The sequence below is a fragment of the Brevibacterium sediminis genome (assembly GCF_013623905.1).
Classification (GTDB): Bacteria; Actinomycetota; Actinomycetes; order Actinomycetales; family Brevibacteriaceae; genus Brevibacterium; species Brevibacterium sediminis.
In genome coordinates, this window is sequence record NZ_JABKDD010000013.1 from 18069 (window position 1) to 40922 (window position 22854).

The following is a 22854-nucleotide window of genomic DNA, read 5'->3' on the forward strand; positions in this document are numbered from 1 at the left end:
CCGAACCGGTCGCGGGCCTTTGTGTTCAGACTGCGGAGAGCCGACGGAAGATCAGAGGCGGCGGATGACGGCGACGACGAGGCCCATGATCTGCGCGTAGGTGCCGTCGATGGGTTCGTAGTTCTCGTTCTGCGGCATCAGCCACTGTTGACCGGCCTTGCGTTTGAGGGTCTTCACCGTGGCCTCGCCGTCGAGCAGGGCGGCGACGATCTGACCGTTGTCAGCGGTGTGCTGCTTGCGTACGACCACCCAGTCGTCGTGGCAGATGGCGGCTTCGATCATCGAATCGCCGACGACCTTGAGCAGGAACATCTCACCGGAGCCGACGACCTGGGTCGGCAGGGAGAAGACATCGTCGACTTCCTGCTCGGCAAGGATCGGGCCGCCGGCGGCGATGCGTCCGACGACGGGCACCTGCACGGTGTTGTTGGCGAGCTCCTCGTACTTCGCGCGCTCGGCCTCTTCCTCTTCGAACGGATTGACCACTTCGATCGCACGCGGGCGCTTCGGGTCGCGGCGGACATATCCGAGGCGTTCGAGCTGGGAGAGCTGGTGGGCGACGCTGGAGAGGGAGGCCAGTCCGGCGGCCTTGCCGATCTCGCGCATGCTCGGCGGGTAGCCGTTGGTCACGACCGCGCGTTCGATGGTCTCAAGCACGAGACGCTGACGGGGAGTGAGGCGGAAGTCGCCCTCACCGGATGACCCCTCGGGGATCTGGACGACGTCGTCATCGGTGCGAGCGGCAGCGATCTCGCTGGCAACATCTTCGTTGCGAGGCCTGCCTCTGCCTCGTTTGTTCTGAACCATTGCTCGTTCCCCTTCGTTCTATTCCCTGCCGCTGAACGCCGTGATCTCCGCTTCGGAAATTCTCGTGTCAGTGCCGACTGAGATGGTTCTGACAGATCAATCAACAACGCTGGTTCCCTCTCATTGTGGCATAGATGTTCGAGTTGGACTGGACATTTGTTCGATTGGCATGTTGAATAGAACAGACGTTCTACCGATTGCTGGTGGAATCGTACGAATGAAAGAGGTAATGCGATGTCTGCACAGAACACCGAGCTGCACCTGACCCCTCGTGGACGCCAGGCTGTGCGCCTTCTCCGGACCCTGCTCGTCGCTCTCGTCGTCATCGGCGGGGCGGTCCTCCTCGCCACCCAGTCGTTCTCGGCCGCTGCTGTCGCCGAATCGGAGACGGAGAGTATCGGCATCGACGCCGAGGCGGTCGTTGTCGGTGAGGGCGAATCGCTGTGGACCGTGGCTTCGAATCTCGGCATCGACCGCGACACCCGCGATGTCGTTGCCGATATCGTCGAGCTCAACCACCTGGACACCCCGACGGTTCACCCCGGCCAGACCCTCGACGTCCCCGTCCGCTGAGGTCGAACCCTGCTCGACCGGCAGGACGCCGGCCCGACCGGCAGCGCGCTGACCCGTTCGATCGGGTGAGCCGACCGGCCGATCTCGATGCCCGACCCGCCGCCCGGGCGCCGGGGGCCTCTCGGTAGAATGATCGCCGTGGGAAACATCGACTCTCTGCCAGTGCGTTCAGACCTCGTCGGCCTCAAGCCGTACGGGGCTCCGCACCTCAATGTGCCGGTCCAGCTCAACGTCAACGAGAACGCCTATCCGCTTCCGGACGTCGTCGTCGAGAGCATGCGCGCCGCCGTCGACGATCACTTCGCCGGACTCAATCGATATCCCGATCGCGAATTCACCGCACTGCGCGAACACCTCGTCACCTATCTGGACGGTGTGAACGAACGTGCCGGAGACTCCGTCGACCTCGATCCCTCCATGATCTGGGCCGCCAACGGCTCGAACGAAGTGCTCAGCCATATCGTCCAGGCCTTCGGTGGTCCGGGCCGCACTGTCTTAGGGTTCACCCCCTCGTACTCGATGCACCCGCTCATCACCACGGGCACGGGTGCCGAATGGCAGCACGTCGAACGCAAGGACGACTTCACCCTCGATGCCGAGACGGTCGCCGCCGAGGTGGCCCGTGCGAATCCGGACATCGTCTTCCTGTGCACCCCCAACAATCCGACCGGCACATCGATCGGCCTCGACGTCATCGAAGCCGCCTACGACAACTGCGCAGGGATAGTCATCGTCGACGAGGCGTATGCGGAATTCTCCCGCCCCGCCAAGTCCTCGGCGATGACTCTGCTGGAAGGCCGGCCCCGCCTTGTCGTCTCCCGCACCATGAGCAAGGCCTTCGCCTGTGCCGGCCTGCGCTTGGGCTACGCCATCGCCGCGCCCGAGCTCATCGACGTCCTCCGCCTCGTCCGCCTGCCCTACCACTTGTCCGAGGTCACTCAGGTGCTTGCTTGCACGGCTCTCGAACATGCTGAGCTGCTGCTGGGCAATGTCGACCGACTCATCGACTCGCGTAACCGGATGTCCAGCCACCTCGCCGAGGCGGGCTTCACCGTCCACGACAGCGATTCGAACTTCGTCCTCTTCGGCAACATCGCCTCACCGGCCGATCTGTGGCAGAAGCTCCTCGACCGTGGAGTGCTCATCCGCGATATCGGCATCACCGGCCACGCCCGCGTCAACGCCGGCACCGAGGCAGAGACCGAAGCGTTCCTGACCGCCATCGACGACATCCTCGCCGAATCACCGGACGTCCTCGCGGACCGTCCGCAGTCCCCGACCCCGTCATCAGCCGCCCCGACGAAAGGCACTCCATGAGGCAGGCCCAGAACTCACGCACCACGTCCGAGTCCACGGTGTCCGTGTCCGTCAACCTCGACGGCACCGGAACTTCGAACATCTCGACGAGCGTGCCGTTCTTCGACCATATGCTCACCGCCCTGTCGAAGCATTCGATGATCGACCTCGACATCACCGCCACCGGCGACACGCACATCGACGTCCACCACACCGTCGAAGACACCTCGATCGTGCTCGGCCAGACCCTGCGCGAAGCACTCGGCGACAAGGTCGGCATCCGCCGCTACGGCTTCGCCGCCGTGCCGCTGGACGAGGCCTTGGCCCAGTGCGTCGTCGACGTCTCCGGTCGCCCCTACTTCGTCCACGAAGGCGAACCCGAAGGCCAGCAGTACCACCTCATCGGCGGTCACTTCACCGGTTCGATGACCTCCCACTCGCTGGAATCGATCGCCTTCAACGGCGGACTGACCGTCCACCTCGACCTTGTCCGCGGTCGCGACCCGCACCACATCGTCGAAGCCGAGTTCAAGGCCTTCGCCCGCGCGCTGCGCGAAGCCGTCGAAACCGATCCGCGCAGCAACTCCGTTCCCAGCACCAAGGGAGTCCTGTGAGCACGACCGTCATCGTGACCCCGTTCGGGGTCGCCCAACAGCTGGCCGCCGCGTGCGTGCTGTCGAACATCTCAGGCACCATCGTGCCGATCGGCGAGTTCAGCGGAATCGTGCTCGCCGACACGGATGTCAAAGCCGGCAACGAGGCGGCCGCAGCGATTTCGAAGCTCGCGGGCAAACATGAGGTCCTCCTCCTCGTGCGCAGCGAAGAGCAGATCGACGCCGGCCACTTCCGCCACGGCGCCCGAGAATCCGATGTGCCGGCCGGGCTGGCGCTGAAGAACCTGCCCGATGTGCTCGAAGGTCTCCTGCTCGAAACCGTTGCCGCAGAGGACGTCGAAGGCAATATCCCGACCTCGTCGATGACGAAGCTGCAGGCCAGTGCGGCCACGATGAGCCCTGGCCGGGCCGCCATGGCACGTACCGCTCTGCTGTGGATCATCGCCGCCGTCCTCGCCGGACTCGTCATGGCCTTCGGTATCGCCCTGGCCCTGGGTGGGAACACCATCGCCTGGGTCGTCGCCGCACTCGGTGCCATCGTCCTCGGGTTCTCCCTGTGGAGGATCTGGTCGGTGCTGAGCAAGGGGGCGAAGCGATGACGACTGTCGCCGTCCTCGACTACGGTGCCGGAAACGTCCGCTCCGCCGTTCGTGCGGTCGCCGCAGCCGGCGTCGAGGTCACGCTGACGGCCGATCACGATGTCATCAACGACTCCGACGGACTGCTGGTTCCCGGCGTCGGCGCATTTTCGGCCGTGATGGCCGGACTGGAGAACGTCGGGGGAGTCGACCTCATCCGGGCACGCCACGAACAAGGGCGACCGCTGCTCGGCATCTGCGTCGGCCTCCAGGTGTTCTTCGCCCGCGGTGTCGAACACGGAGTCAAGACTGAGGGCATCGGTCTGTGGCCCGGAGCCGTCACCGGCCTCGAGGCACCGGTCATCCCGCATATGGGATGGTCGAAGGTCAACGCTCCCGCGGACTCGGCCATGTTCGATGGCATCGGGGACGAACGCTTCTACTTCGTCCACTCCTACGCCGCGACCGAGCCGCCGGCGAACGCGACGGTGACGACCGCCCGCCACGGCAATGACTTCATCGCCGCTGTCGAAGACGGAACCACCTGGGCGGCACAGTTCCATCCCGAGAAGTCCGCCGAGGCGGGCGCCAAGCTCCTGCGCAATTGGCTCGCCTCGTTCGCCGCCGACAGCAGCCCGGGCAGCGGTTCGGGCAGCACCGACAGCTCAGGCACCAACCCCAGAGACTCACTCAGCTCCTGACCGAGCACACCGACTATGGTTGCCTCAAACCCCGTGGCACCCTGGCAGAAAGGTCACAATGACAGACAGTTCGAACAAGCTGGTCCTCCTCCCCGCCGTCGACGTCGCCGACGGCAAGGCCGTCCGCCTCGTCCAGGGCGAAGCCGGAACCGAAACCGACTACGGTTCACCCATCGACGCCGCTCAGGACTTCGAGAGCCGCGGCGCCGAATGGATCCACCTCGTCGACCTCGATGCCGCCTTCGGACGCGGATCGAACTCGGATCTGCTCAACCAGGTCGTCAAGGCCGTGGGGATCAAGGTCGAACTCTCCGGTGGCATCCGTGACACCGAAAGCCTCGAACGTGCACTCGACACGGGAGCCGAGCGCGTCAACATCGGCACCGCCGCCCTGGAGAACCCCGAGTGGACGGCCGAGATGATCTCGCGCTTCGGCGACCAGGTCGCCATCGGCCTCGACGTGCGCGGAACCACCCTGGCCGCCCGCGGCTGGACGAAGGACGGCGGCGACCTGTACGAAGTCCTCGCCACCCTCGAAGCCGCCGGCTGCTCCCGCTACGTCGTCACCGATGTGCGCAAGGACGGCACCCTGCAGGGCCCCAATGTCGACCTGCTCGAGGATCTCGCGCAGAAGACGGACTCTCCGATCGTCGCCTCCGGCGGAGTCTCGAGCCTCGACGATCTGCGTGCCCTCCGTGAGCTCGTGCCCTTCGGCGTCGACTCGGCGATCGTGGGCAAGGCACTCTACGCCGGCAAGTTCACTCTGGAAGAAGCCCTCGACGTCGCAGGACGGTGAGTCTGTGAGCACGCACTCGCACGATCCGGGCCACCCTCACGAGTCGGGCCAGCCGCATGGGCCGGACGAGCCCCGGTCCGCGGCGCCTGCCGCCCAGGCAGGCGAGACCCTCGCCCCGACGGATTCCGCCGGACAGGCGTGGGAGGGCCGGGATCTCAAACCCAGCCCGTTCTCCGGTGACACCGGGCTGGCGGATGCGGCCCTGTTGGAGGCCCTGACCCAGGTCGCGCATGCACCCCTGGATCCGGCCGCCCACCAGCAGGTCGTCGCGGCACTGTCCGGGGCCAGGCTCTATGCCCCGATCGTGCCGATGGTCGTCGATCAGGAGGTCGGAGACAACGGGCTCATGGCCGACAACTCCTCGGAGATGGCGATGGTCCGCCTCCAAGCCGAGGACGGCCGCGAGTGCACCCCGGGATTCTCCGGAATCCCACCGTTGACGGCGTGGCATTCCGGCGCCCGTCCCGTGCCGATCGAGTCCGAACGGCTCGTCCTCGGGGCGATCGAGGCCGAGTCCCAGCTCGTCGTCCTCGATCCGGGGGCCGAGTCCTCGTTCCTGCTGCGCCGCCCGGCCATGTTCGCGTTCGTGCAGTCCGAGCCTTGGACTCCGTCCTGGGCCGACGCCGAGGTGGCCGAGCGTCTGCGTGCCATTGCCGAGTCCTTCCCGTGGCTGGCTCGGATCGGTGTGAGCCCCGGCAGCAACAGCGTCCACCTCGGTGGTCCGGAGCTCGGCATCACACTCGGTGTCGACTCCGATGTGCCGCCGGAGGAAGTGCGCCGGTTCCAGGAAACTGTCGCCGGTGACGAGGACCTCGTCGCGAAGATCGACTCTCTGGCCATCCGCCTCGTCGAAGTCTGACCGTTCCGGGCGTGTCAGATCGGCAGGGCACCTATGCTTGTGACCCATGAGCGAAATCCGTGACCTCGGCCACTCGACCGCACCGGACGACAGCTACCTCGACGAGATGGCCAGACAGACCCGGGCTCGGGCCGAGCAGGCCGCCGAGTGGGTCTCTGACTTCACCGGTGCCCCGGTGACGAGCCGGTCCGGCATCGCTGCGGGACTGGACGCCGCGGAGGGCGACCTCACGGGCCTGCTCCACACCATCCATGATCTCGCCGAGACGGCCTTCGAAGAGTTCGATTCGGTCGCCGCGATCGCCTCGGTGTTGGAGAATCACGGAGTCGACGTCGAGACCGGCCTCTACGGTGTGAAGACCACACTGCGGGCGACGACGGGATCCGGCCACGGTCGCACGATCGCGATCCTCGCCGAATACGATGCCCTGCCCGAGATCGGGCATGCGTGCGGGCACAACATCATCGCCACCGCCGGAGTCGGTGCGTTCCTGGCCCTCCATGCCTTATACGAGAAAGACCCCGACGCCGTGCCGGGCACCGTCGTGCTGTTGGGTACCCCAGCGGAAGAAGGTCATTCGGGCAAAGAGGTCATGGCCCGGGCCGGTGCCTTCAACGGAATCGACGCAGCCATCATGGTCCACGGCTACGGCTACGACTGCGCCGACCAGGTGTGGCTGGGACGCCGCCTGCTCAAGGTCACGTATTCGGGGGTCGCCGCCCACGCCTCGGCGCAGCCGTTCATGGGGCGCAACGCCCTCGACGCGGCGAACCTCTTCTATCAGGGACTTGGCCTGATGCGGCAGCAGATGCCGCCGATCTCCCGTCTGCACGCGGTCATCACCGACGGCGGAACGAGACCGTCGATCATCACCGAAACCGCCACCGTGCAGTGCTACGTCCGTTCGAAGTTCCCTGAGACGCTCAAAGAGCTCTCCGACCGGGTCGAGGAGGCGGCGAAGGGCGCCGCGCTCATGACCGGCACCGGCGTCACTGTCGACTGGGACGAACATCCGCCGTCGCTGCCCGTGCGCACGAATTCGACCCTGACCGCCCGTTGGGCCGAACACGAACAGGCGCGCGGTCGCCAACCGCTTCCCTCCGGAGTGCTCGACGAATCGATCGCTGCGTCCACGGACTTCGGCAATGTCTCCTACCGGATTCCCGGCATCCATCCGCTGATCAAGACCGCCGACGCCGAGGTGGCCTTGCACACTCGTGAATTCGCCGAGGCAGCGCAGACCCCGGCCGCCGAAATTGCGGCACTCGACGCAGCTTACGGTCTTGCGTGCACCGCACTGGACTTCCTCGTCGACGATGCTCTCGCCGCCGAGGTGACCGAAGAGTTCACCCGCGACGGGGGAGCCATCGACGTCGAGCACTTCTTCGACTGAGATCGTCCCGCCGCACCCAGACCTGATCCATCGAAGAGAAGGACCGCTCATGTCGACGACAGATGGGAAAGTCGGTTTCGGCCAGCGCACGCTGGACTGGATCGAACGCATCGGAAACAAGCTGCCCGAACCGTTCACACTGTTCCTCGGGCTCTTCATCATCACCGGCCTCGTCTCCACGGCGATGGCCATGGCCGATGTCACCGTGGCTATTCCCGGCGGCGACGAGACCATCGCGATCAAGGGCCTGTTCACCGGGGAGGGTCTGTCGTGGCTGACCACGACGATGGGCGACAACTACATCGGGTTCCCGCCCTTGGCGACGGTGCTGCCGATTCTGCTGGCCGTCGGTGTAGCCGAGAAGTCGGGAATGCTCGCCGCGGCCGTGCGCATTGCCTTCGGCAAGAGCCCGAAGTGGCTGCTGCCCTATGCCGTCGGCTTCGTCGGGGTGGTCGGGTCGATCATGGCCGACTCGGCGTTCGTCATCATCCCGCCTTTGGCTGCGCTCGTGTTCAAAGCGGCAGGACGGCATCCGATGGCCGGGCTCATCGGCGGGTTCGCCGCCACGGGTGCCGGCTATTCGACCTCGATCGTCCCTACGAGCCTCGACGCTCTGTTCGCCGGGATCACCACCTCGGTGATGGAGACCCTGCCGAACACCGACTACACCGCGGTCAACCCGGTATCGAACTACTACTTCAACATCGCCTCGTCGATCGTGCTCGCGATCATCGCCGGATTCATCATCGACCGGCTCATCGAACCGAACATGGTGCGCAAGGGAGTGCCCCGCGAATACGCGAATGCCTCGGCGAGCGGGCTGGCCCGCGAATACCAGGCGCCCGACAGCCCCTACGGAGATGCCTCGGCGACTTCGGATGGATCCTCTGAATCCTCGGACGCAGAGTCGTCCACCGAGATCAAGGCCGAACTCGAACCCGAGGAGAAGAAGGGGCTGATCTGGGCGGTCGTCTCGGGTCTCGTCCTCACCGCAGTCTTCCTCTTCGCGTTCCTACTTCCATCGTCTCCCTGGCGGAACGAGGACGGCGGATTCCTCCCGGAGTCCCCGCTGCTGTCGTCGATCGTGTTCATCGTCTTCGCCTACTTCATGCTCATGGGCGTCGTCTACGGCATCGTCGTGCACACCGTGAGGTCGATGAACGACCTCGTGAAGATGATGAGCCAATCGATCATCGACATGATGTCGTTCCTCATTCTCGCGTTCATCCTCGGCCAGTTCATCGCCCTGTTCAATTGGACGGGAATCGGTTCGTGGATCGCCGTCGCAGGGGCGTCGGGGCTCGAGGCGATCGGGCTGACCGGGTTCGCCGCGGTCATCGGCTTCATGCTCCTGGCCAGCGTGCTCAACCTATTCATCGTGTCCGGATCGTCGATGTGGACGCTCATGGCCGCCGTGTTCGTCCCGCTCTTCGCCCTGCTCGGCTACGAACCGGCGTTCATCCAGGCCGGTTTCCGCGTCGGAGACTCGGCCACTCAGGTCATCACTCCGCTCAACCCGTACATGATCGTGCTGCTCGGCCTCGTTCGCCGGTATGAGCCGAACGCCGGGTTGGGCACAGTCATCTCTCGGATGTTCCCGTTCGTCATCCCGTTCTGGCTGGCCTGGGCCGTGCTGCTGGGCATCTGGTTCGTCTTCGACCTGCCGTTGGGCCCGGGCAACGGGATCCGACTGTGAGGTTCGATTGCCGATGGTGAGTCGAATCAGCGATCTTATCGTCAAAACCCCGGACCCGGCTCGGCTGAGCCGATTCTGGTGCGAAGCACTGGGCTACGAGGTGACGGCCACAGACGAAACCGGTGTCGCGATCTCCGGGGCGTCGAATGCACCGACTATTCTCTTCGAGCGTTCGAGCGATTCGTTTGGGGACAACAATCTGCATCTCGACCTCTGTCCGACTGACCGCAGCCAGGCGGACGAACTCGAAAGACTTATGGCTTTGGGTGCCACGAAGACTGATGTCGTGCCGTCCGGAAGCTGGCATGTTCTCGCGGATCCGGACGGCAACAAGTTCTGTCTCATGGCGAAGCGCATCCCAGCAGAGCCGAACGACTTCCATGACTGAGTCCTAACCCAATCGGTGACAGAAACATGAAACGACCATGCAGTTCTGCGGATCACTGTCGAACTTCCGCGGTCAGAGGACGTTCGCGACCGTTATTCCTCAGAGCATCTGCCGTACGCCTTCGCGCCAGTCGGTTGTGCCAACTGTTTCGGCCAAATCGCTGGAGGCGATGACGCAGGGTTCGTACCAGATCGGTGCCAACTGGTTGAGCTCATAGAAGGAGCGTTCGAAAGCACCGATGGCACGGGTCGCCCAGCGTGGGACTGAGAGCGGACGCTTGTGCTTCTGCCCAAGAGTGTCCGCGGTGAAGTCGGCGATCTCGGCCAGTGTCGGATTTGATGCCGGTGCGATCCGCAGCTGATGCGTCCCCGCGGGGACGCGCTTGAGATCCTCAGCCGCCTGGATCATGGCAGCCGCGTGATCGGCGATGACGGTGATTCCGTGCGGGACATCAGTCCGTGCCGGCACCATGGCCCTACGCCCGGCGGAAACGGGTTCGGTGATGCACATCCGCACGACCGACGACCACTTTTCCGCGGTTCTGCCGAGCAGGTCCCCGGCGATGACGCTTGCGCTCGTTGCGGGATGAGAGTCACGGGCTTCGATGAGTCGCTGCCGGATTCGTCCCTTGTCCTCCACCGGAGCGAACGGTGAGGTTTCGGTGATTGGGGCATCGAGTCCGGCGAAGGCGTAGACCGACTCCGGGAAGACGACGGGGATGCCGAGGTCTGCGGCGGTGTCGAGGATCGCTGCGTCGAGGCGGGGGAGGACCTGCTCCCATTTCCGACTGTCATAGGGAGCGTGTGCGCAGGCGAAGATCGCATCGACTCCCTGAGCGGCCTCGGCCAGCTGGGCGCGATCACTCGCATCGGCCTTGAGGTGAGTTGGAGCGCTGACTGTCGTCGTGCCAGACGTTGACGACGTTTCCGATGGGGCGGTGGTGTTGGTCGCTCCGCCCGAGGCGCTGGACGAACCTCTGCCGGAGCGGGTGGCGATGCGGACATCTGTGCCTGATGCGATGAGCTGAGTCGCGATCTCCGGACCGATCTGACCATTGCCGATGACGAGTGCTGTTTTCATGACGGATCCCTTCCGATGCCTCCGATGATTAAACGAGAGCGGTGCTCTCTCGAATCAGCGTAAGGCTCGGCAGCCGACAATTCAAGAGCAGTGCTCACTGTTGTCATCATTGCTCTCGGATCGTAAGGTGAAGCCATGACTGAGACCCCGCGGCAGCGCGCCCGCATCGAAACGGAAGCGCAGATCACGGCCATCGGCAATCGCATGATCGATGACGAGGGCGTCGACGGGCTGTCGCTGCGAGCGATCGCCCGTGAGCTCGGAGTAGTCTCCAGTGCGGTGTATCGGTACGTGAAGAGTCGTGATGAACTGCTGACGATCCTCATCCGCGATGCCTTCACAGAGATCGCCGATGCTGTCGATGAGGCGCTGGACGGTCACCGCAGTGTCGAGACGCTGGCCCTGGCGATGCTCGAATGGTCGAGGAGACATCCGAGTCGGTGGGCGCTGATCTACGGCACGCCGATCGCCGACTATGAGGCTCCGCGTGAGGAGACCGTTGTGCCGGGGACTCGAATCATGGTGACGCTCGCGGAACTGGTCGCGGAAATTCGGGACGACGCCGAGGCGGCGACTGAGGGGGACGCGAAGCCGAGAGGGTCGGCGGCGAAGAGTTTGCAGGGCGGCAAAGAGCGGCGAGGGATGGAGGCCGCGCTGCAGCCTCTGCGGGACGGGCTTGCGGAGCTCGGTCTCGACTATGACGATCACGTGATTTTGGAGACCATCACGATCTGGGTTGCTGTGATCGGGCTGATCAACGGTCTGCGGTTCGGCCAATTCGGGCCGGGATTCGACGACGTCGAAGACGATCTCATGTCCGAGGTGATCGGCCGCCTCGGCGCGTGAATCGGTGATCATCTGCGGGCTAGGACACGGCCGCCTCGGCGAATGAGGATATGACAACGGCCCCCGATCGATGATCGAGGGCCGTTGCGTGAGTGGTCGGCGGGGGAGTGTCAGCGGACGGGGCCGGTGAACTTCTCTCCGGGGCCTTCGCCGGGGGCGTCGGGGTATTCCGAAGCCTCGCGGAAGGCCAGCTGCAGGCTGCGCAGACCATCGCGCAGCGGGCGGGCGTGGTGGTCGCCGATCACGGTGGCCGCACCGGTGACGAAGCCGGCCAGTGCGGTGATGAGCTTGCGGGCCTCATCGAGGTCCTGGAGGTCGGCGCCGCGACCTTCGGCGGTGTCCTCGGCCAGGCCGCACTTGACGGCGGCAGCGGACATGAGGTGGACGGCGCTGGAGGTGATGACCTCGACGGCGGGGACCTCGGCGATGTCGCGCGTAACGTCGGCGATCGCCTCGGCGGGAACAGATTCTTCAGAACTCATGCCATAAGCTTGACATATAAATCAATGCGGCGATCACACCAGGGCCTCGATGTGCGAAGAGTCATGAAGCGTAGTACACTGGTAGCTGGTGCGAAGCGGAGTCTGTCTCCCACCTTGATCGCGAAGAGCGATCGGGTCCAAAGATCTGTCCGTCAGGTATAGTCTGATCGGGTCCAGATCGAGGTGTATTCACTGAACGTACGTCTACCGTACTGCTCGTGTGTGCAGGCTCCCTTGGCATGTGTCAACGGGAGCCTTTTTCGTTGTCACGACCACATTTGAGCAAAAGGAGTGAACACATCAGCGAGACGCGCATCAATGACCGGATTCGGGTTCCCGAGGTCCGGTTGGTCGGACCCAATGGTGAACAGGTCGGTATCGTTGCCATTCGCAAGGCACTCGATCTCGCCGGTGAAGCCGGCCTCGACCTCGTCGAGGTAGCACCACAGGCGAAGCCACCCGTAGCCAAGCTCATGGACTACGGAAAATTCAAATATGAATCTGCCCAGAAAGCCAGAGAAGCCCGGAAGAACCAGGCGAACACTGCGCTGAAGGAGATCCGCTTCCGTCTCAAGATCGACGAACACGATTACGAGACGAAGAAGGGCCACGTCACCCGCTTCCTCGAAGGCGGCGACAAGGTCAAGGTCATGATCATGTTCCGCGGACGTGAGCAGTCCCGTCCCGAGATGGGCATCAAGCTGCTCAACCGCTTGGCCGAAGATGTGTCCGATCTTGGCTCCGTCGAATCCTCACCGCGAGTCGACGGACGCAACATGGTGATGGTCATCGCCCCGCACAAGTCAAAGTCTGACGCCAAGGCGGAGGCCCGGAAGGCATCGGCAGATGCCAAGGGCAAGTCCGCTGAGGTGAAGTCCCGTCGCGATCGGGTCGCTGCAGAGAAGAACGCAGCTCGCCCGGACGCGTGAGAAATTAAGTACGTCGCGTTCCAGGTCCGTCCTGGTCTGTGCGTGTGAAGTAGTTGCCAGCGGTTGACGCGGGCAACGAATTGCAAAGGAGAACGGCACTATGCCGAAGCAGAAGACGAACAGCAGCGCCAAGAAGCGTATGCGCGTGACTGGCAGTGGCAAGATCATGCGTGAAGGCGTGAACAACCAGCACAAGTTCGAGGGCAAGTCCTCGGCTCGTAAGCGCCGCGTGTCCACCGACCAGGAACTCACCGGCGGCGACCGCGCCATGGCCCGCAAGCTTCTGGGCAAGCTCAAGGGCAGGTGAGACCCCTTTCGGGTCTTTCTTTCCCGGACAGTCTCCGGGATCTCCCACGGGCAGTCGAAAGCGGCTCCCACAGCTTGAACCAGAGTCCGGCACCGCCGGCAGATACGAACTTTCTAAAGGAGTAACACGTGGCACGTGTGAAGAGAGCGGTCAACGCTCACAAGAAGCGCCGGGTCATCCTCGACCGGGCAAGCGGCTACCGCGGACAGCGCTCGCGCCTGTACCGCAAGGCCAAGGAACAGGTCATCCACTCGCTGGTCTACAGCTACCGTGACCGTCGCAAGCGCAAGGGCGACTTCCGTCGTCTCTGGATCCAGCGCATCAACGCCGGCGCCCGCGCCAACGGTATGACCTACAACCGTTTCATCCAGGGCCTCAAGGCCGCTGGAGTCGAGGTCGACCGTCGCATGCTCGCCGAGCTCGCCGTGAACGACTCGGCTACCTTCGCGCACCTGGTCAAGGTCGCCAAGGATGCACTTCCTGCTGACGTCAACGCAGCGAAGACCGACGCCGCCTGAGCAGCGTCTTATCTAAACTCCGGTCACTTAAGTGACTGACCGATCGCCTCGGTGATCGACGACGGCCCCGAACTGCAGGTTCGGGGCCGTCGGTCTTTCTGCCAGGACCTGCCTGGTCCCTTTTCCAGCTTCTGCCTCTTCAGCCTCCATCTCTTCTACTTCAGCACTCAACGGATCGAACGGATCGAGAACACGGTTTCATGAAACTCCCTGACGTCATCTCCTCGCCTCAGTCGAAGCGGATCAAGAACGCCGCGAAGCTGCTCAAGCGCCGTGATCGCAAGGCCACGGGGCAGTTCCTCGTCGAGGGTCCGCAGGCCGTCCGTGAGGCCCTGGCGCGCAAGGGCTCCGTCGTCGAGCTCTTCATCACCGAGGAAGCCGCCGAGGAGCATCCCTCGTTCGTCTCCACGGCAAAGCACGGGCGTATGCAGTGCAGCATCGTCACCCCCGAGGTGCTCACCGAGCTCGCCTCGACCGTGAACTCCCAAGGCGTCGTGGCCGTGTGCAGGGCGCTCGACGTGGAGCTGACCTCCGTGCTCGACAAGGAAGCGCAGCTCGTGGTCGTCCTATCGCAAGTGCGCGATCCGGGCAATGCCGGCACGATCATTCGCCTGGCCGATGCCGCGGGCGCCGATGCCGTCGTGCTGACGTCGTCGTCGGTGGATGTCTACAACGACAAGGTCGTGCGCTCGACTGCCGGTTCGCTCTTCCACGTTCCCGTCGTCACCGGAGTCGGACTCTCCGAGGTGACCGAACTGGCCCGTGCCCGCGGCCTGCAGGTGCTCGCCGCCGACGCGAACGACGAAGCCCACGATCTTCACCACCCGTGGGAGACGGGCCTCGACCTGACCGCACGGACCGCTTGGGTCTTCGGCAACGAAGCGTGGGGGATGAGCCCCGAGGATCTGGAGCTGTGCGACTCATCCGTCGCCGTCCCGATCTACGGCTCGGCCGAAAGCCTCAACCTCGGCACCGCCGCCGGAGTGTGCATCTACGAAAGTGCTCGCAACCAACGGATGTGAGGGGCTGGGCGGCCTCGGTTGATTGAGGACGGTGCTCACGACTGGCTCGCTGATCTGCGGGCGTGGTTCAATTCTGCGGTGATCTACGCTACTGTGGCGACAAGTAACCTAGTCGATTAACAGCAGCAGTCAGGGCGGTGAGACGAGCGTGGTTGATATTGCCGATGCGCCGAAGTCTCTGGCGACGCTGCGGAGCCATCATCTCAAGGAAGCGATCGAGTCAGTGGTCGTCTTCTCGGCTGTTGCGTGTATTTTCTGGGTACTCGATTTCGGTACGGGGGCCTCTCCGTCGGTACCGCAACTGCTGTTCACGGTGACGGTGCCTGTTGCACTCATCAAAGAGTATGTCGTCTACACCTCGGCGGTGAAGAGACTCGGTTTCGTCGATGTCCCGAAAACGGCGACGGCAGGAGTCTCAGCTTCCCGCGGCCGCTGAGACGCGGACGACTGTGCGCTCATCGTGCGGGAATGCCCTCCGCGACCGTCCGGCAGGTACGTAAAAACTATTCCGCCGCAGTTGCGGCCTTCGCGGTCTGCTCATTGGCGACGAGCTCCCAGATGTAGCCGTCGAGGTCAGCGAAGTAGCCCATGTACGAGCCATCGACATCTTGACCAGGATCGGCTGATCCACCGGCGGCGACAGCACGGTCAAGTACCTCGTCGATCTCAGCACGCGTGGCGAATGCACACGAGATGATGCTGGCGCCGGGAACCGGATTCTTCGAACCGGGCTGGCCAGAGAGCTCGAGGTACTGACCGTATTCGTCGGCGGTGATGAAGAAGATGGAGAGGTTCGGCAGCTCGAAGGCGACGATGCCGTCCTCCACACCGTCGGTTTCGAGGCCGAGTCCATCGGCGTAGAAGTTTGCGGTGGCCTGCGGGTCGGCGACGGGCAATGACAGGATCGTTGTCAGTGGCTTCATGCCTGCAGTCTAGGGCGGACTGACACGGTTGGGCAGGGTCAGCCGTGTCACCAGCAGCAGTTAAGGTGGGCGCATGGTGACTTCAGCCCCACGACCACCGAAGCTCAGCCTCGGCGATCTGATTCAGGGCTACCTCGGCGATATCGATCCCGAAGAATTCCTCGAAGGGATGGAATTCACCGATCTCAACCTCGCCGAGGCGGATGCCACCCAAGCGACGTTCCTCGACTGCCGATGGTCGAACGTCAATTTCGGTGATGCCGAGGCACCGATCGACCTCACCGGAGCCAGGATCTCCGGCACGGAGATTACGGACTGCCGCGCCGACACGTGGACTATGTCCCGTGGAAACCTACTGCACACAGCGATCTCTGGAACACGGATCGGTGCCGGCGTTGTCTATGACAGCGTGTGGGAGAAGGTGCGATTCACCAATTGCCGTATCTCCTACCTCAACCTGCGTGAGTCGAAGCTCACCGACGTCGAATTCCGCGACTGCAAGATCGACGAGATCGACCTCGACCGAGCGAAGGTCAGCCGGGTCGCATTTCCGGGCAGCAGCGTCGGAGTCTTCCAGTGCGAAGGCGCCACCCTCGGCAACGTCGACATCCGGGGATTGGAACCGCACAGAATCTCTGGTGTGCACTCATTGCGCGGAGCGACCATCGACGATACCCAGCTCATGCTCTTCGCCGAACTCTTCGCCTCGGAACTCGGCATCACCGTGGAGTGAGCGGACGGTGACTGCAGGGCCCGACGAAACACCCGGGGCCCGCAGTCTCCACTATCTCAGCCCAATGGTCTGAGTCCGTAGACAGCCGCCTCACGGTTGAGCCGGTCGAGCCCTTCATCCGTGATGTCGGCACCGTTCTCCGCAGTGTCCCGAGCACGGTCGTGCTCGATGAGTCCGGGGTAGTACACTCGCCCTCCGTCTGCCGGTTCCATCGATGAGATCGCGGCGAGAACAGTGTCGACGAGTTCACCGAACGCCGTCGCACCGACGAACTTGTCGGGGTCCACAACGATCATCAGATGGGCCGTGTTCGCGGTCTTGCTCGCATCAAGGAGGTTGCCCACCTCCCCGGTTATGCTCGCCCCGGAGAGCACCCCGGTGAGCAGGTCGATCATGAGTGCAAGTCCGGCTCCCTTCGGCCCGCCGATCGGTGCCAGCGAACCCTCGAGCGCCTCGTGTGGGTCCGTAGTGAGCCGACCCTGTGCATCATTTGCCCAGCCGTGAGGCAAAGTCGTCCGCCCCTCCTCCAGGTACCGGCGGATCTTACCGCGGGCGACAATAGTCGAAGACATGTCCAAGACGGCCATGGGCTGGTTGATGCTGGGAATGCCGATCGCCACCGGATTCGTCCCGAGCAGCTTGTTCTTGGCATTGAACGGTGGCAGCGCGGGAGACGCATTCGTCATGACGATGCCGATGAGTCTGTTCTCGGCAGCGGTCCGAGCATAGTGCCCGGCGATGCCGAAATGATTGGAGTTCTTGACTGAGACCGCTGCGATGCCCATTCTGCGCGCTTTGTCCATCGCCACGTCCATGGCCCGAGTGGCAGCCACCTGGCCGAAGCCATTGGCCGCATCGACTGTGGCCAGCGCCGCCGTCACCTCGGTGACGACCATTTCCGGATCGACCTCCATGACGCCTGCCCTGACGCGTTCGAGGTAGGTCGACAGCCGGGCGACTCCGTGGGAGCCGAGGCCGATGCGGTCGGCTGCGCACATCACCGTGGCCACGGCCGAAGCGTGCTCGGCCGACATGCCGGCGTTCTGGAGAACGATCGTGGCGAAGTCCTCGAGTCTTGACAGCTCTATTCGAGGCATTGTGCTCCTTTGCGGGTGGGTGGTGTTCGTTGCTGAGCGGTCAGTCCTCGTCCTCACCATCTTTGTCGATCGTGGTGTAGTAGCAGTATCCGAGCAGCCCAACGGCGATTGCGGCGATGATGCTCGGCTGAGACAGCGACTCACGGGCGGCGTCGATCCACGCGCCCTGTGCGAAGAGGATTCCGGCGATCTGGGTGAAGACGATGATGAAGGCGAGGACGAGGAACACGACCATCGCCAGCGTGAACAGGGGCAGAAAGATGGATCTGAGTGTGGTTTTCATGTCAACCTCCCATGGGGACAGGAACGATGCCCAGCGCGATCAGGACACCGAGGATGAAGAACGGAACGACGTAGTACATGACCAAGGGAATGAACGTCTTCTCCGGTCTGGCTTTGGTGATGCCGCAGGCGACGAAGATCGATCCCGAGGCCGGTGGCGATGCCCCCTCCGTCGACGCGAATACGAGAATCGCGATGACTGCCAGAAGCGGATCGATGCCGGCGCCGACCATCGAGAAGAGCGCCACCTGACCGACCGCGCTCAACGTCGCCGTCGACGACAGCGGACCAGCGACGATGACGATGAGAGCACCGATGAGGGTCACCAGCAGCCACAACGGGAGACTCATTGCGCTGAGCACGGAGTTGACGTCCTCGTCGAGACCCAGCGACGCGAGCACCTCTGAGGCGGTGATGGCGAAGAAGAGAATCGCCCCGATCGTGAAGAAGCGTGGGACGGAGCCCTCGAAGAACCGCCACCACTGGGAAAGAGTCTTCGGGAGCTCTTTCCACGCGACGACTGCGCTGATGAAGATGATGAGAATGGGAATCCACATGATGAGTGAGATGTTCTCCATCGAGTCGCCGATGCGCGGCAAGGATGCGAGCAGGTCGGCAAGTGGCCCGACAGTGACCAGGATCGGGAGGACAGCGCCGAGGAAGATGAGCGCGGATGTCCATCCTCGGCTCAGAGATGTCCTCAGCGCAACGTGTTCGGCACCGGTTTCGGACTTGATCCCGTCGCGATACACGAACCACCACGTGAGGAAGACTCGGTAGATGACCTGATACGAACCGGCCACCAGCAGTGCGAGGTAGACCTGAGAAGTCGTCACCAGCGTCCCGGCGAACCCGATCATGATGATCATCGAGGCGCTGGGCGGCAGGGCCGATCCCAAGCCGGCATTGCCGGCGATGACGGTGGCCGCGCGTTCTCTCTTCCACCCGGTGCGGACCATCCACGGCCCCGTGATCGAGCCGGAGGCCGCCGCGTTGCCTGTGTTCGACCCGCCGGCTACGGCACCCATGGCTCCCGACGCAGCTGTATCGACGAAGGCGGGTCCGCCGGGGAGCCGGCCGAGCAGGGACGACAGGATTCCGATGAGTTTGTCCATGACGCCCGTCTTCTCGACGAAGTACGTCATGAAGACGAATGCGACGGCGGCGTAGAGAACGTCGTTCTCGGACGCCTCGACGAACGCGTCGGCCGCGTACTGCGGAGCGTTTCCTCCGGCGAACAGCAGCGTGGCGATGAAGCCGAGCAGCATTGCTTCGGCCATGTTTCTTTTGACGACGACGTTCCACACCACGATGACTGTGATGAAGACCGCCAGAGCGATAAGGGCGAGAGGCATCTTTGTCCTCCCCTTTCTGGATTCGTTGGCGAAGTTCGTTACTGCGTCTGCTGGGACGCCTCTTGGCGCATGGCTGCTTTGCGGCCCTCTTCATCGGCCACGACGGCTCGACCATCGGCGAGGACCTTCTCCGCTTCGAGCGGATTGACGACGAAGACGCCGTCGGCGTCGGCGACGATGAAATCTCCGTGGTGGCACACGGCCCCTGCTGCGGAGATGGTTTCGCGGAGTCGCCCGGGGCCGGTCTTGTACGGTCCCGCGGGAGAGACGCCGCGCGCCCAGACAGGAAATCCGAGCGCTTCGATCTCGTCGACATCGCGAATCGCGCCGTCGATCACCATGCCCGCGATTCCGCGAAGCTGAGCTCGCTCGGCGATGAGCTCACCGATGAGGGCACGTTCGCAGTCTCCTCCGCCGGCGACGACGAGGATATCCCCGGGCTGAGTCAGGGGGAGCGCCTGGTGGATGGCCAGATTGTCCCCGGGGCGTGTGTGCACTGTGAACGCCCGACCTGAGATCGGCGCCGACTTCCATATCGGTTTGACGGCGGAATCGAGAAAGCCCAACCGATCGCCGGCATCGCCGAGAGCAGAGGTGGGAATCGATGCGAGCTGTTCGGCTACGGAGGCTTCTTCAGTCCGTGAAAGGGTGAGATGGACCGACTGCGCGGCTTGAGTCATGGGCCATTGGCGCGGGAAGCTGGCCAAGAGAGTCAGGCTGTCGTTGAGTTCGATCGATCGGCGCCGCGCGTGCTGTGCAGTGCCGTTGAGCAGTCGATCGAGTGCTTTCTCCCCGAGTGCGAGTTCGCCGGCGATCTGTGCTCGGACCCATTCGGTCTCTCCTGCCTCTTCACCGGCCTGAATGGCCTCTGTGATGAGAGCGCCCAGACCTTTCATGAAAACGCTGCGAAGGAGTTTGCGCTGTGAGGCGTCACCGATCTGCCCTTGGAGGGACTCGGTCTGGGCGCCGATCGTTCCCAGCACGGTGGCGGCAAGGTCGGAATATGGTCCCGACAGGAGCACGTGAGCCCGAGCCCCGAACTGGATGACGGATCCGATGACTGCACCATCAACGAATTTGGCATCAGATCCGAGCGCCGACTGCACCTCACGCTTCTTCTGCGGTGAACCCGCGTTCATATCGATGTAGATTGCTTCGGAACGCAGATGTCCGGCGGCTTCGGAGGCGACCGCAACGGAAGGTGCTGCAGTGGTCAGACCGAGGACGACCTCGGCGTCGGAGACGGCTTCGGCCGCCGAAGCGGCACGCGCGACATGCGGGGGAGTCGCGACCGGACTTGGATCGAACCCGGTGACTGCTTGTCCCGCCTCGGCGAAGGCAGACGCATAAGCGGAACCGGCTTCACCAAGACCGAGAATGGTTACTCTCATATTATATTCCTCTCACTGGATGATAGCTAATATCATATGGCGCGGGTGACGGTAGTATTGAGTGGGAGCGCGCTCTTGTCAACTGTCGGCGGCCGGAAATCGGTACGTCTTCGAGCCGGCGCTCGGAAATCTGCTGAGAGGACGTGAGATCGTGGAAGCCAAGGGAAACCAGGGGCGCACCCTCGACAGGGCATTGGATGTGTTGGAGAGTGTGACGAACAGCCGGGAACCGGTCAGTCTGACCGACATCTCGAAGATGACTGGTCTGCACATCGCCACGACTCAGCGGCTAGTGGGGCAGTTGGTCGGACGGGACTATCTGCAAGGTGGCAAGCGCGGGTACACGCTGGGGCCGAAGGTTCTGCCGATGTCACATGCCTATGTGCTGCAGGATCGGTTGGCACTGATTGCGCCTGGTCTGCTGTCGATGCTGACCGCGCAGACCGGGCTCACCTCATCGGTGTTCGTCCGTGTGAAGGATACGAGGGTGTTGGTCGCACGGATTGAAGCGCCGAACCCTTTGAGCTATCAGTTCCCGGTCGGTCAGGTCCTCAGCCTCTTCTTCGGCGGCGGCAAGGTCTTGCTCGCCCATGCTGAACCGCAGGCGCGTCAGCAGCTCCTGGATGAATACTCGCCGATCCGATTGGAGAATGGACGCATCCAGGATCTGAACGCGTTGCAGGAGGATCTCGAGGCAATCCGACGGGACGGCTACCTGATTGCCGAGTCGGAGCGGAACCTCGGGGCGATGAGCATCACGGCACCCATCTGGTCGCCGGACATGGAGCTGCTCGGGTCGCTCAATTTGGTCGCCGAGCATGGTGAGATGGACAGGGAAGGGCTGTTCGACCACCGGGCAGAGCTCCTGCGAGCATGCAGGAAGATCACCGCACAGATGTGATGGCAGTGATCATCCTGCACTGACTCGAAGTCGGGTACCGGCCTGTCGTCACACCGACGTCGAATACCTCCTGGATCCGATGATGAGGAGGGCCACACTGCTGATCGCCAGCACCATCAAAGGCACCATCGACAGCGCAAAGCTTCCGGCTCGATCATTGATGAAGCCGATGAGGATGTTGTTGCCGAATGCCGCCAGCGATCCGATCGAGTTGATGATGGCGATCCCGGCGACTGCTTCCTTTCTGCTGAGCCACTCGGAACTCAGGCTCCAGAAGGGCCCTTTGGCGGCATAGGTCCCCACCAGTACGCCGCAGATCACGATGACGAACACGACGATTGTCGACGCGTTCGGGACGAAAGCCAGAGAGATCGCCGCCACGATTGTGGGGACCAATGTCATCAGCACTCGTTCGGAGCGCCGATCCGAGAGCTTGCCCCAGAGGTACATGAGGATTGCTGCCACTGCGAACGGGATCGCATTGATGAGGCCGACCTGAGAGTCCGTGAGACCGAAGCTCTTGATGATCTGCGGCTGCCACAGTGACAGCCCTTGGCTGATCGCGGCGGTTGAGGTGTACACGAGGGCGAGCAGCATGATGCGGCCGTTAGTGAAGAGTGTCCAGAAGCTGGTGTGGGATCGTGTCTCCTCGAGGGTCTGCTCCTGCTCGCTCATTGCTGTCGTCAGCCATACGCGTTCTTCGTCGGAGAGCCACTTGGCGTCCGTCGGGCCGTTCGGCAGCACTTTGAAGGCCATGACGCCGAGGATGACGGCCGGCAGACCCTCGATGATGAACAGCCATTGCCAGCCGTCGAGGCCGAACATCGACAGTCGCAGAAGGAGCCCGCCGATGATCGATCCGAGGACGTTGGACAAGGGAATGGCAATGCTGAACAGCGCCATGTTCCGCGCACGGTAGCGCGGAGGAAACCAGTAGGTGAGGTAGAGGATGATTCCGGGAAAGAATCCGGCCTCAGCTGCTCCGAGGAGGATGCGCATCGCCGTGAATGAGAAAGGTCCGATGACGAACGCCATGGCGGTCGCGATGATCCCCCAGGTGATGAGAATCCGCGCGATCCACAGTCGTGCGCCGACCTTGGCGAGCATGATGTTGCTGGGCACTTCGAGCAGGACGTAGGCGAGGAAGAACAGAGAGGACCCGAGTCCGAAGATCGTTGATGTCAGACCGATGGCGTCGTTCATCTGCAAACTGGCGATTCCGACGTTGTTGCGGTCGACGTGCGCGATGAAGTATCCGAAGGTGAGGAAGGGCATCAGTTTCAGTGA

At 63.3% G+C, this 22854-nt stretch carries 27 protein-coding genes; 18 read left to right on the forward strand and 9 right to left on the reverse strand.

Translation table 11 applies throughout. The features are described 5' to 3' along the window. Positions 1–51: 51 nt before the first annotated feature. Entirely contained in the window at positions 52–807 is a 756-nt protein-coding gene (gene lexA / locus HK108_RS14815; RefSeq protein ID WP_092012603.1) for a transcriptional repressor LexA, read from the reverse strand. Between the two features lie 234 nt (positions 808–1041). On the opposite strand from lexA, the gene HK108_RS14820 reads away from it, so the two are divergent. From HK108_RS14820 to HK108_RS14865, 10 genes are all read left to right on the forward strand, one after another. Continuing rightward, positions 1042–1380 carry a LysM peptidoglycan-binding domain-containing protein gene (locus HK108_RS14820; RefSeq protein ID WP_181272074.1) on the forward strand — a complete coding sequence of 113 codons (339 nt, stop codon included), beginning with the start codon at positions 1042–1044 and terminating at the stop codon, positions 1378–1380. A gap of 138 nt (positions 1381–1518) precedes the next feature. Next, positions 1519–2697: a histidinol-phosphate transaminase gene (locus HK108_RS14825; protein WP_229664190.1), complete on the forward strand. Its 1179-nt coding sequence runs from the start codon at positions 1519–1521 to the stop codon at positions 2695–2697. Beyond that, complete coding sequence (gene hisB / locus HK108_RS14830) at positions 2694–3290, forward strand: imidazoleglycerol-phosphate dehydratase HisB (protein WP_062244078.1); 597 nt, start codon at positions 2694–2696, stop codon at positions 3288–3290. Before HK108_RS14825 ends, hisB begins: the two co-directional genes overlap by 4 nt. Continuing rightward, on the forward strand, positions 3287–3889 hold the full coding sequence (locus HK108_RS14835) for a hypothetical protein (RefSeq protein WP_139470129.1): 603 nt from the start codon (positions 3287–3289) through the stop codon (positions 3887–3889). The genes hisB and HK108_RS14835 overlap by 4 nt, the downstream gene beginning before the upstream one ends. Continuing rightward, the gene (gene hisH / locus HK108_RS14840; RefSeq protein ID WP_181272076.1) at positions 3886–4569 is read left to right on the forward strand and encodes an imidazole glycerol phosphate synthase subunit HisH; all 684 of its coding nucleotides are present in this window, start codon (positions 3886–3888) and stop codon (positions 4567–4569) included. Before HK108_RS14835 ends, hisH begins: the two co-directional genes overlap by 4 nt. Before the next feature lie 58 nt (positions 4570–4627). Continuing rightward, positions 4628–5365 (forward strand): bifunctional 1-(5-phosphoribosyl)-5-((5-phosphoribosylamino)methylideneamino)imidazole-4-carboxamide isomerase/phosphoribosylanthranilate isomerase PriA, encoded by a 738-nt coding sequence (gene priA, locus HK108_RS14845; protein WP_181272077.1) that lies wholly within the window; start codon positions 4628–4630, stop codon positions 5363–5365. A gap of 4 nt (positions 5366–5369) precedes the next feature. Beyond that, on the forward strand, positions 5370–6224 hold the full coding sequence (locus HK108_RS14850) for an SseB family protein (protein WP_181272078.1): 855 nt from the start codon (positions 5370–5372) through the stop codon (positions 6222–6224). Positions 6225–6270: 46 nt separating this feature from the next. Beyond that, positions 6271–7617: a M20 family metallopeptidase gene (locus tag HK108_RS14855; protein ID WP_181272079.1), complete on the forward strand. Its 1347-nt coding sequence runs from the start codon at positions 6271–6273 to the stop codon at positions 7615–7617. A gap of 49 nt (positions 7618–7666) precedes the next feature. Then, a complete protein-coding gene (locus HK108_RS14860) occupies positions 7667–9313 on the forward strand; it encodes an AbgT family transporter (RefSeq protein ID WP_181272080.1) in 1647 nt (548 codons plus the stop codon). Between the two features lie 13 nt (positions 9314–9326). Beyond that, a complete protein-coding gene (locus HK108_RS14865) occupies positions 9327–9701 on the forward strand; it encodes a VOC family protein (protein ID WP_139908373.1) in 375 nt (124 codons plus the stop codon). A gap of 99 nt (positions 9702–9800) precedes the next feature. Here the strand turns inward: HK108_RS14865 and HK108_RS14870 are convergent, their stop codons facing one another. Further along, positions 9801–10781, reverse strand: a complete 981-nt coding sequence (locus tag HK108_RS14870; RefSeq protein ID WP_181272081.1) for an NmrA family NAD(P)-binding protein — start codon at positions 10779–10781, stop codon at positions 9801–9803. A 135-nt stretch (positions 10782–10916) separates the two neighbouring features. Here HK108_RS14870 and HK108_RS14875 point away from each other — a divergent pair, with 135 nt between their 5' ends. Then, the gene (locus tag HK108_RS14875) at positions 10917–11627 is read left to right on the forward strand and encodes a TetR/AcrR family transcriptional regulator (protein WP_181272082.1); all 711 of its coding nucleotides are present in this window, start codon (positions 10917–10919) and stop codon (positions 11625–11627) included. Positions 11628–11737: 110 nt separating this feature from the next. Here the strand turns inward: HK108_RS14875 and HK108_RS14880 are convergent, their stop codons facing one another. Continuing rightward, positions 11738–12109, reverse strand: coding sequence for a DUF1844 domain-containing protein (locus tag HK108_RS14880; RefSeq protein ID WP_039206663.1), 372 nt, complete (start codon positions 12107–12109; stop codon positions 11738–11740). A 278-nt stretch (positions 12110–12387) separates the two neighbouring features. Between HK108_RS14880 and infC the strand changes: the two genes are divergently transcribed. From infC to HK108_RS14905, 5 genes are all read left to right on the forward strand, one after another. Continuing rightward, positions 12388–13038, forward strand: coding sequence for a translation initiation factor IF-3 (gene infC, locus HK108_RS14885; RefSeq protein ID WP_229664191.1), 651 nt, complete (start codon positions 12388–12390; stop codon positions 13036–13038). A 100-nt stretch (positions 13039–13138) separates the two neighbouring features. Continuing rightward, positions 13139–13345: a 50S ribosomal protein L35 gene (rpmI, locus tag HK108_RS14890; protein ID WP_039206667.1), complete on the forward strand. Its 207-nt coding sequence runs from the start codon at positions 13139–13141 to the stop codon at positions 13343–13345. A gap of 128 nt (positions 13346–13473) precedes the next feature. Then, a complete protein-coding gene (rplT, locus tag HK108_RS14895; RefSeq protein WP_025779787.1) occupies positions 13474–13863 on the forward strand; it encodes a 50S ribosomal protein L20 in 390 nt (129 codons plus the stop codon). A 200-nt stretch (positions 13864–14063) separates the two neighbouring features. Then, entirely contained in the window at positions 14064–14885 is an 822-nt protein-coding gene (locus HK108_RS14900; protein ID WP_181272083.1) for a TrmH family RNA methyltransferase, read from the forward strand. Between the two features lie 148 nt (positions 14886–15033). Continuing rightward, positions 15034–15321 (forward strand): hypothetical protein, encoded by a 288-nt coding sequence (locus HK108_RS14905; protein WP_181272084.1) that lies wholly within the window; start codon positions 15034–15036, stop codon positions 15319–15321. 67 nt (positions 15322–15388) lie between these two features. Here the strand turns inward: HK108_RS14905 and HK108_RS14910 are convergent, their stop codons facing one another. Further along, a complete protein-coding gene (locus HK108_RS14910) occupies positions 15389–15808 on the reverse strand; it encodes a VOC family protein (RefSeq protein WP_172174466.1) in 420 nt (139 codons plus the stop codon). A 73-nt stretch (positions 15809–15881) separates the two neighbouring features. On the opposite strand from HK108_RS14910, the gene HK108_RS14915 reads away from it, so the two are divergent. Next, positions 15882–16541, forward strand: a complete 660-nt coding sequence (locus HK108_RS14915; RefSeq protein ID WP_181272085.1) for a pentapeptide repeat-containing protein — start codon at positions 15882–15884, stop codon at positions 16539–16541. 56 nt (positions 16542–16597) lie between these two features. Here HK108_RS14915 and HK108_RS14920 read toward each other — a convergent pair whose 3' ends face one another. The 4 genes from HK108_RS14920 to HK108_RS14935 are packed head-to-tail and all read right to left on the reverse strand — an operon-like array spanning position 16598 to position 20666. Continuing rightward, positions 16598–17638 carry an Ldh family oxidoreductase gene (locus tag HK108_RS14920; protein WP_181272086.1) on the reverse strand — a complete coding sequence of 347 codons (1041 nt, stop codon included), beginning with the start codon at positions 17636–17638 and terminating at the stop codon, positions 16598–16600. 40 nt (positions 17639–17678) lie between these two features. Further along, the gene (locus HK108_RS14925; protein WP_181272087.1) at positions 17679–17921 is read right to left on the reverse strand and encodes a hypothetical protein; all 243 of its coding nucleotides are present in this window, start codon (positions 17919–17921) and stop codon (positions 17679–17681) included. A gap of 1 nt (position 17922) precedes the next feature. Further along, complete coding sequence (locus HK108_RS14930) at positions 17923–19275, reverse strand: TRAP transporter large permease subunit (RefSeq protein WP_181272088.1); 1353 nt, start codon at positions 19273–19275, stop codon at positions 17923–17925. A gap of 38 nt (positions 19276–19313) precedes the next feature. Beyond that, on the reverse strand, positions 19314–20666 hold the full coding sequence (locus HK108_RS14935) for an RraA family protein (protein WP_181272089.1): 1353 nt from the start codon (positions 20664–20666) through the stop codon (positions 19314–19316). A 151-nt stretch (positions 20667–20817) separates the two neighbouring features. On the opposite strand from HK108_RS14935, the gene HK108_RS14940 reads away from it, so the two are divergent. Then, positions 20818–21567, forward strand: coding sequence for an IclR family transcriptional regulator (locus HK108_RS14940; protein WP_229664192.1), 750 nt, complete (start codon positions 20818–20820; stop codon positions 21565–21567). 48 nt (positions 21568–21615) lie between these two features. Here HK108_RS14940 and HK108_RS14945 read toward each other — a convergent pair whose 3' ends face one another. Beyond that, positions 21616–22842, reverse strand: a complete 1227-nt coding sequence (locus HK108_RS14945) for an MFS transporter (protein ID WP_181272090.1) — start codon at positions 22840–22842, stop codon at positions 21616–21618. Positions 22843–22854 lie beyond the last annotated feature (12 nt).

Bases quoted from the DNA above. Each gene is read 5' to 3' on its own strand.
- HK108_RS14855 (WP_181272079.1), top strand. From the start codon at position 6,271: ATGAGCGAAATCCGTGACCTCGGCCACTCGACCGCACCGGACGACAGC.
- HK108_RS14870 (WP_181272081.1), bottom strand. From the start codon at position 10,781: ATGAAAACAGCACTCGTCATCGGCAATGGTCAGATCGGTCCGGAGATC.
- HK108_RS14900 (WP_181272083.1), top strand. From the start codon at position 14,064: ATGAAACTCCCTGACGTCATCTCCTCGCCTCAGTCGAAGCGGATCAAG.
- HK108_RS14880 (WP_039206663.1), bottom strand. From the start codon at position 12,109: ATGAGTTCTGAAGAATCTGTTCCCGCCGAGGCGATCGCCGACGTTACG.
- HK108_RS14930 (WP_181272088.1), bottom strand. From the start codon at position 19,275: ATGCCTCTCGCCCTTATCGCTCTGGCGGTCTTCATCACAGTCATCGTG.
- HK108_RS14860 (WP_181272080.1), top strand. From the start codon at position 7,667: ATGTCGACGACAGATGGGAAAGTCGGTTTCGGCCAGCGCACGCTGGAC.
- HK108_RS14875 (WP_181272082.1), top strand. From the start codon at position 10,917: ATGACTGAGACCCCGCGGCAGCGCGCCCGCATCGAAACGGAAGCGCAG.
- lexA (WP_092012603.1), bottom strand. From the start codon at position 807: ATGGTTCAGAACAAACGAGGCAGAGGCAGGCCTCGCAACGAAGATGTT.
- HK108_RS14865 (WP_139908373.1), top strand. From the start codon at position 9,327: ATGGTGAGTCGAATCAGCGATCTTATCGTCAAAACCCCGGACCCGGCT.
- HK108_RS14945 (WP_181272090.1), bottom strand. From the start codon at position 22,842: ATGCCCTTCCTCACCTTCGGATACTTCATCGCGCACGTCGACCGCAAC.
- priA (WP_181272077.1), top strand. From the start codon at position 4,628: ATGACAGACAGTTCGAACAAGCTGGTCCTCCTCCCCGCCGTCGACGTC.
- rpmI (WP_039206667.1), top strand. From the start codon at position 13,139: ATGCCGAAGCAGAAGACGAACAGCAGCGCCAAGAAGCGTATGCGCGTG.
- HK108_RS14935 (WP_181272089.1), bottom strand. From the start codon at position 20,666: ATGAGAGTAACCATTCTCGGTCTTGGTGAAGCCGGTTCCGCTTATGCG.
- HK108_RS14820 (WP_181272074.1), top strand. From the start codon at position 1,042: ATGTCTGCACAGAACACCGAGCTGCACCTGACCCCTCGTGGACGCCAG.
- HK108_RS14910 (WP_172174466.1), bottom strand. From the start codon at position 15,808: ATGAAGCCACTGACAACGATCCTGTCATTGCCCGTCGCCGACCCGCAG.
- hisB (WP_062244078.1), top strand. From the start codon at position 2,694: ATGAGGCAGGCCCAGAACTCACGCACCACGTCCGAGTCCACGGTGTCC.
- HK108_RS14920 (WP_181272086.1), bottom strand. From the start codon at position 17,638: ATGCCTCGAATAGAGCTGTCAAGACTCGAGGACTTCGCCACGATCGTT.
- HK108_RS14915 (WP_181272085.1), top strand. From the start codon at position 15,882: ATGGTGACTTCAGCCCCACGACCACCGAAGCTCAGCCTCGGCGATCTG.
- HK108_RS14925 (WP_181272087.1), bottom strand. From the start codon at position 17,921: ATGAAAACCACACTCAGATCCATCTTTCTGCCCCTGTTCACGCTGGCG.
- hisH (WP_181272076.1), top strand. From the start codon at position 3,886: ATGACGACTGTCGCCGTCCTCGACTACGGTGCCGGAAACGTCCGCTCC.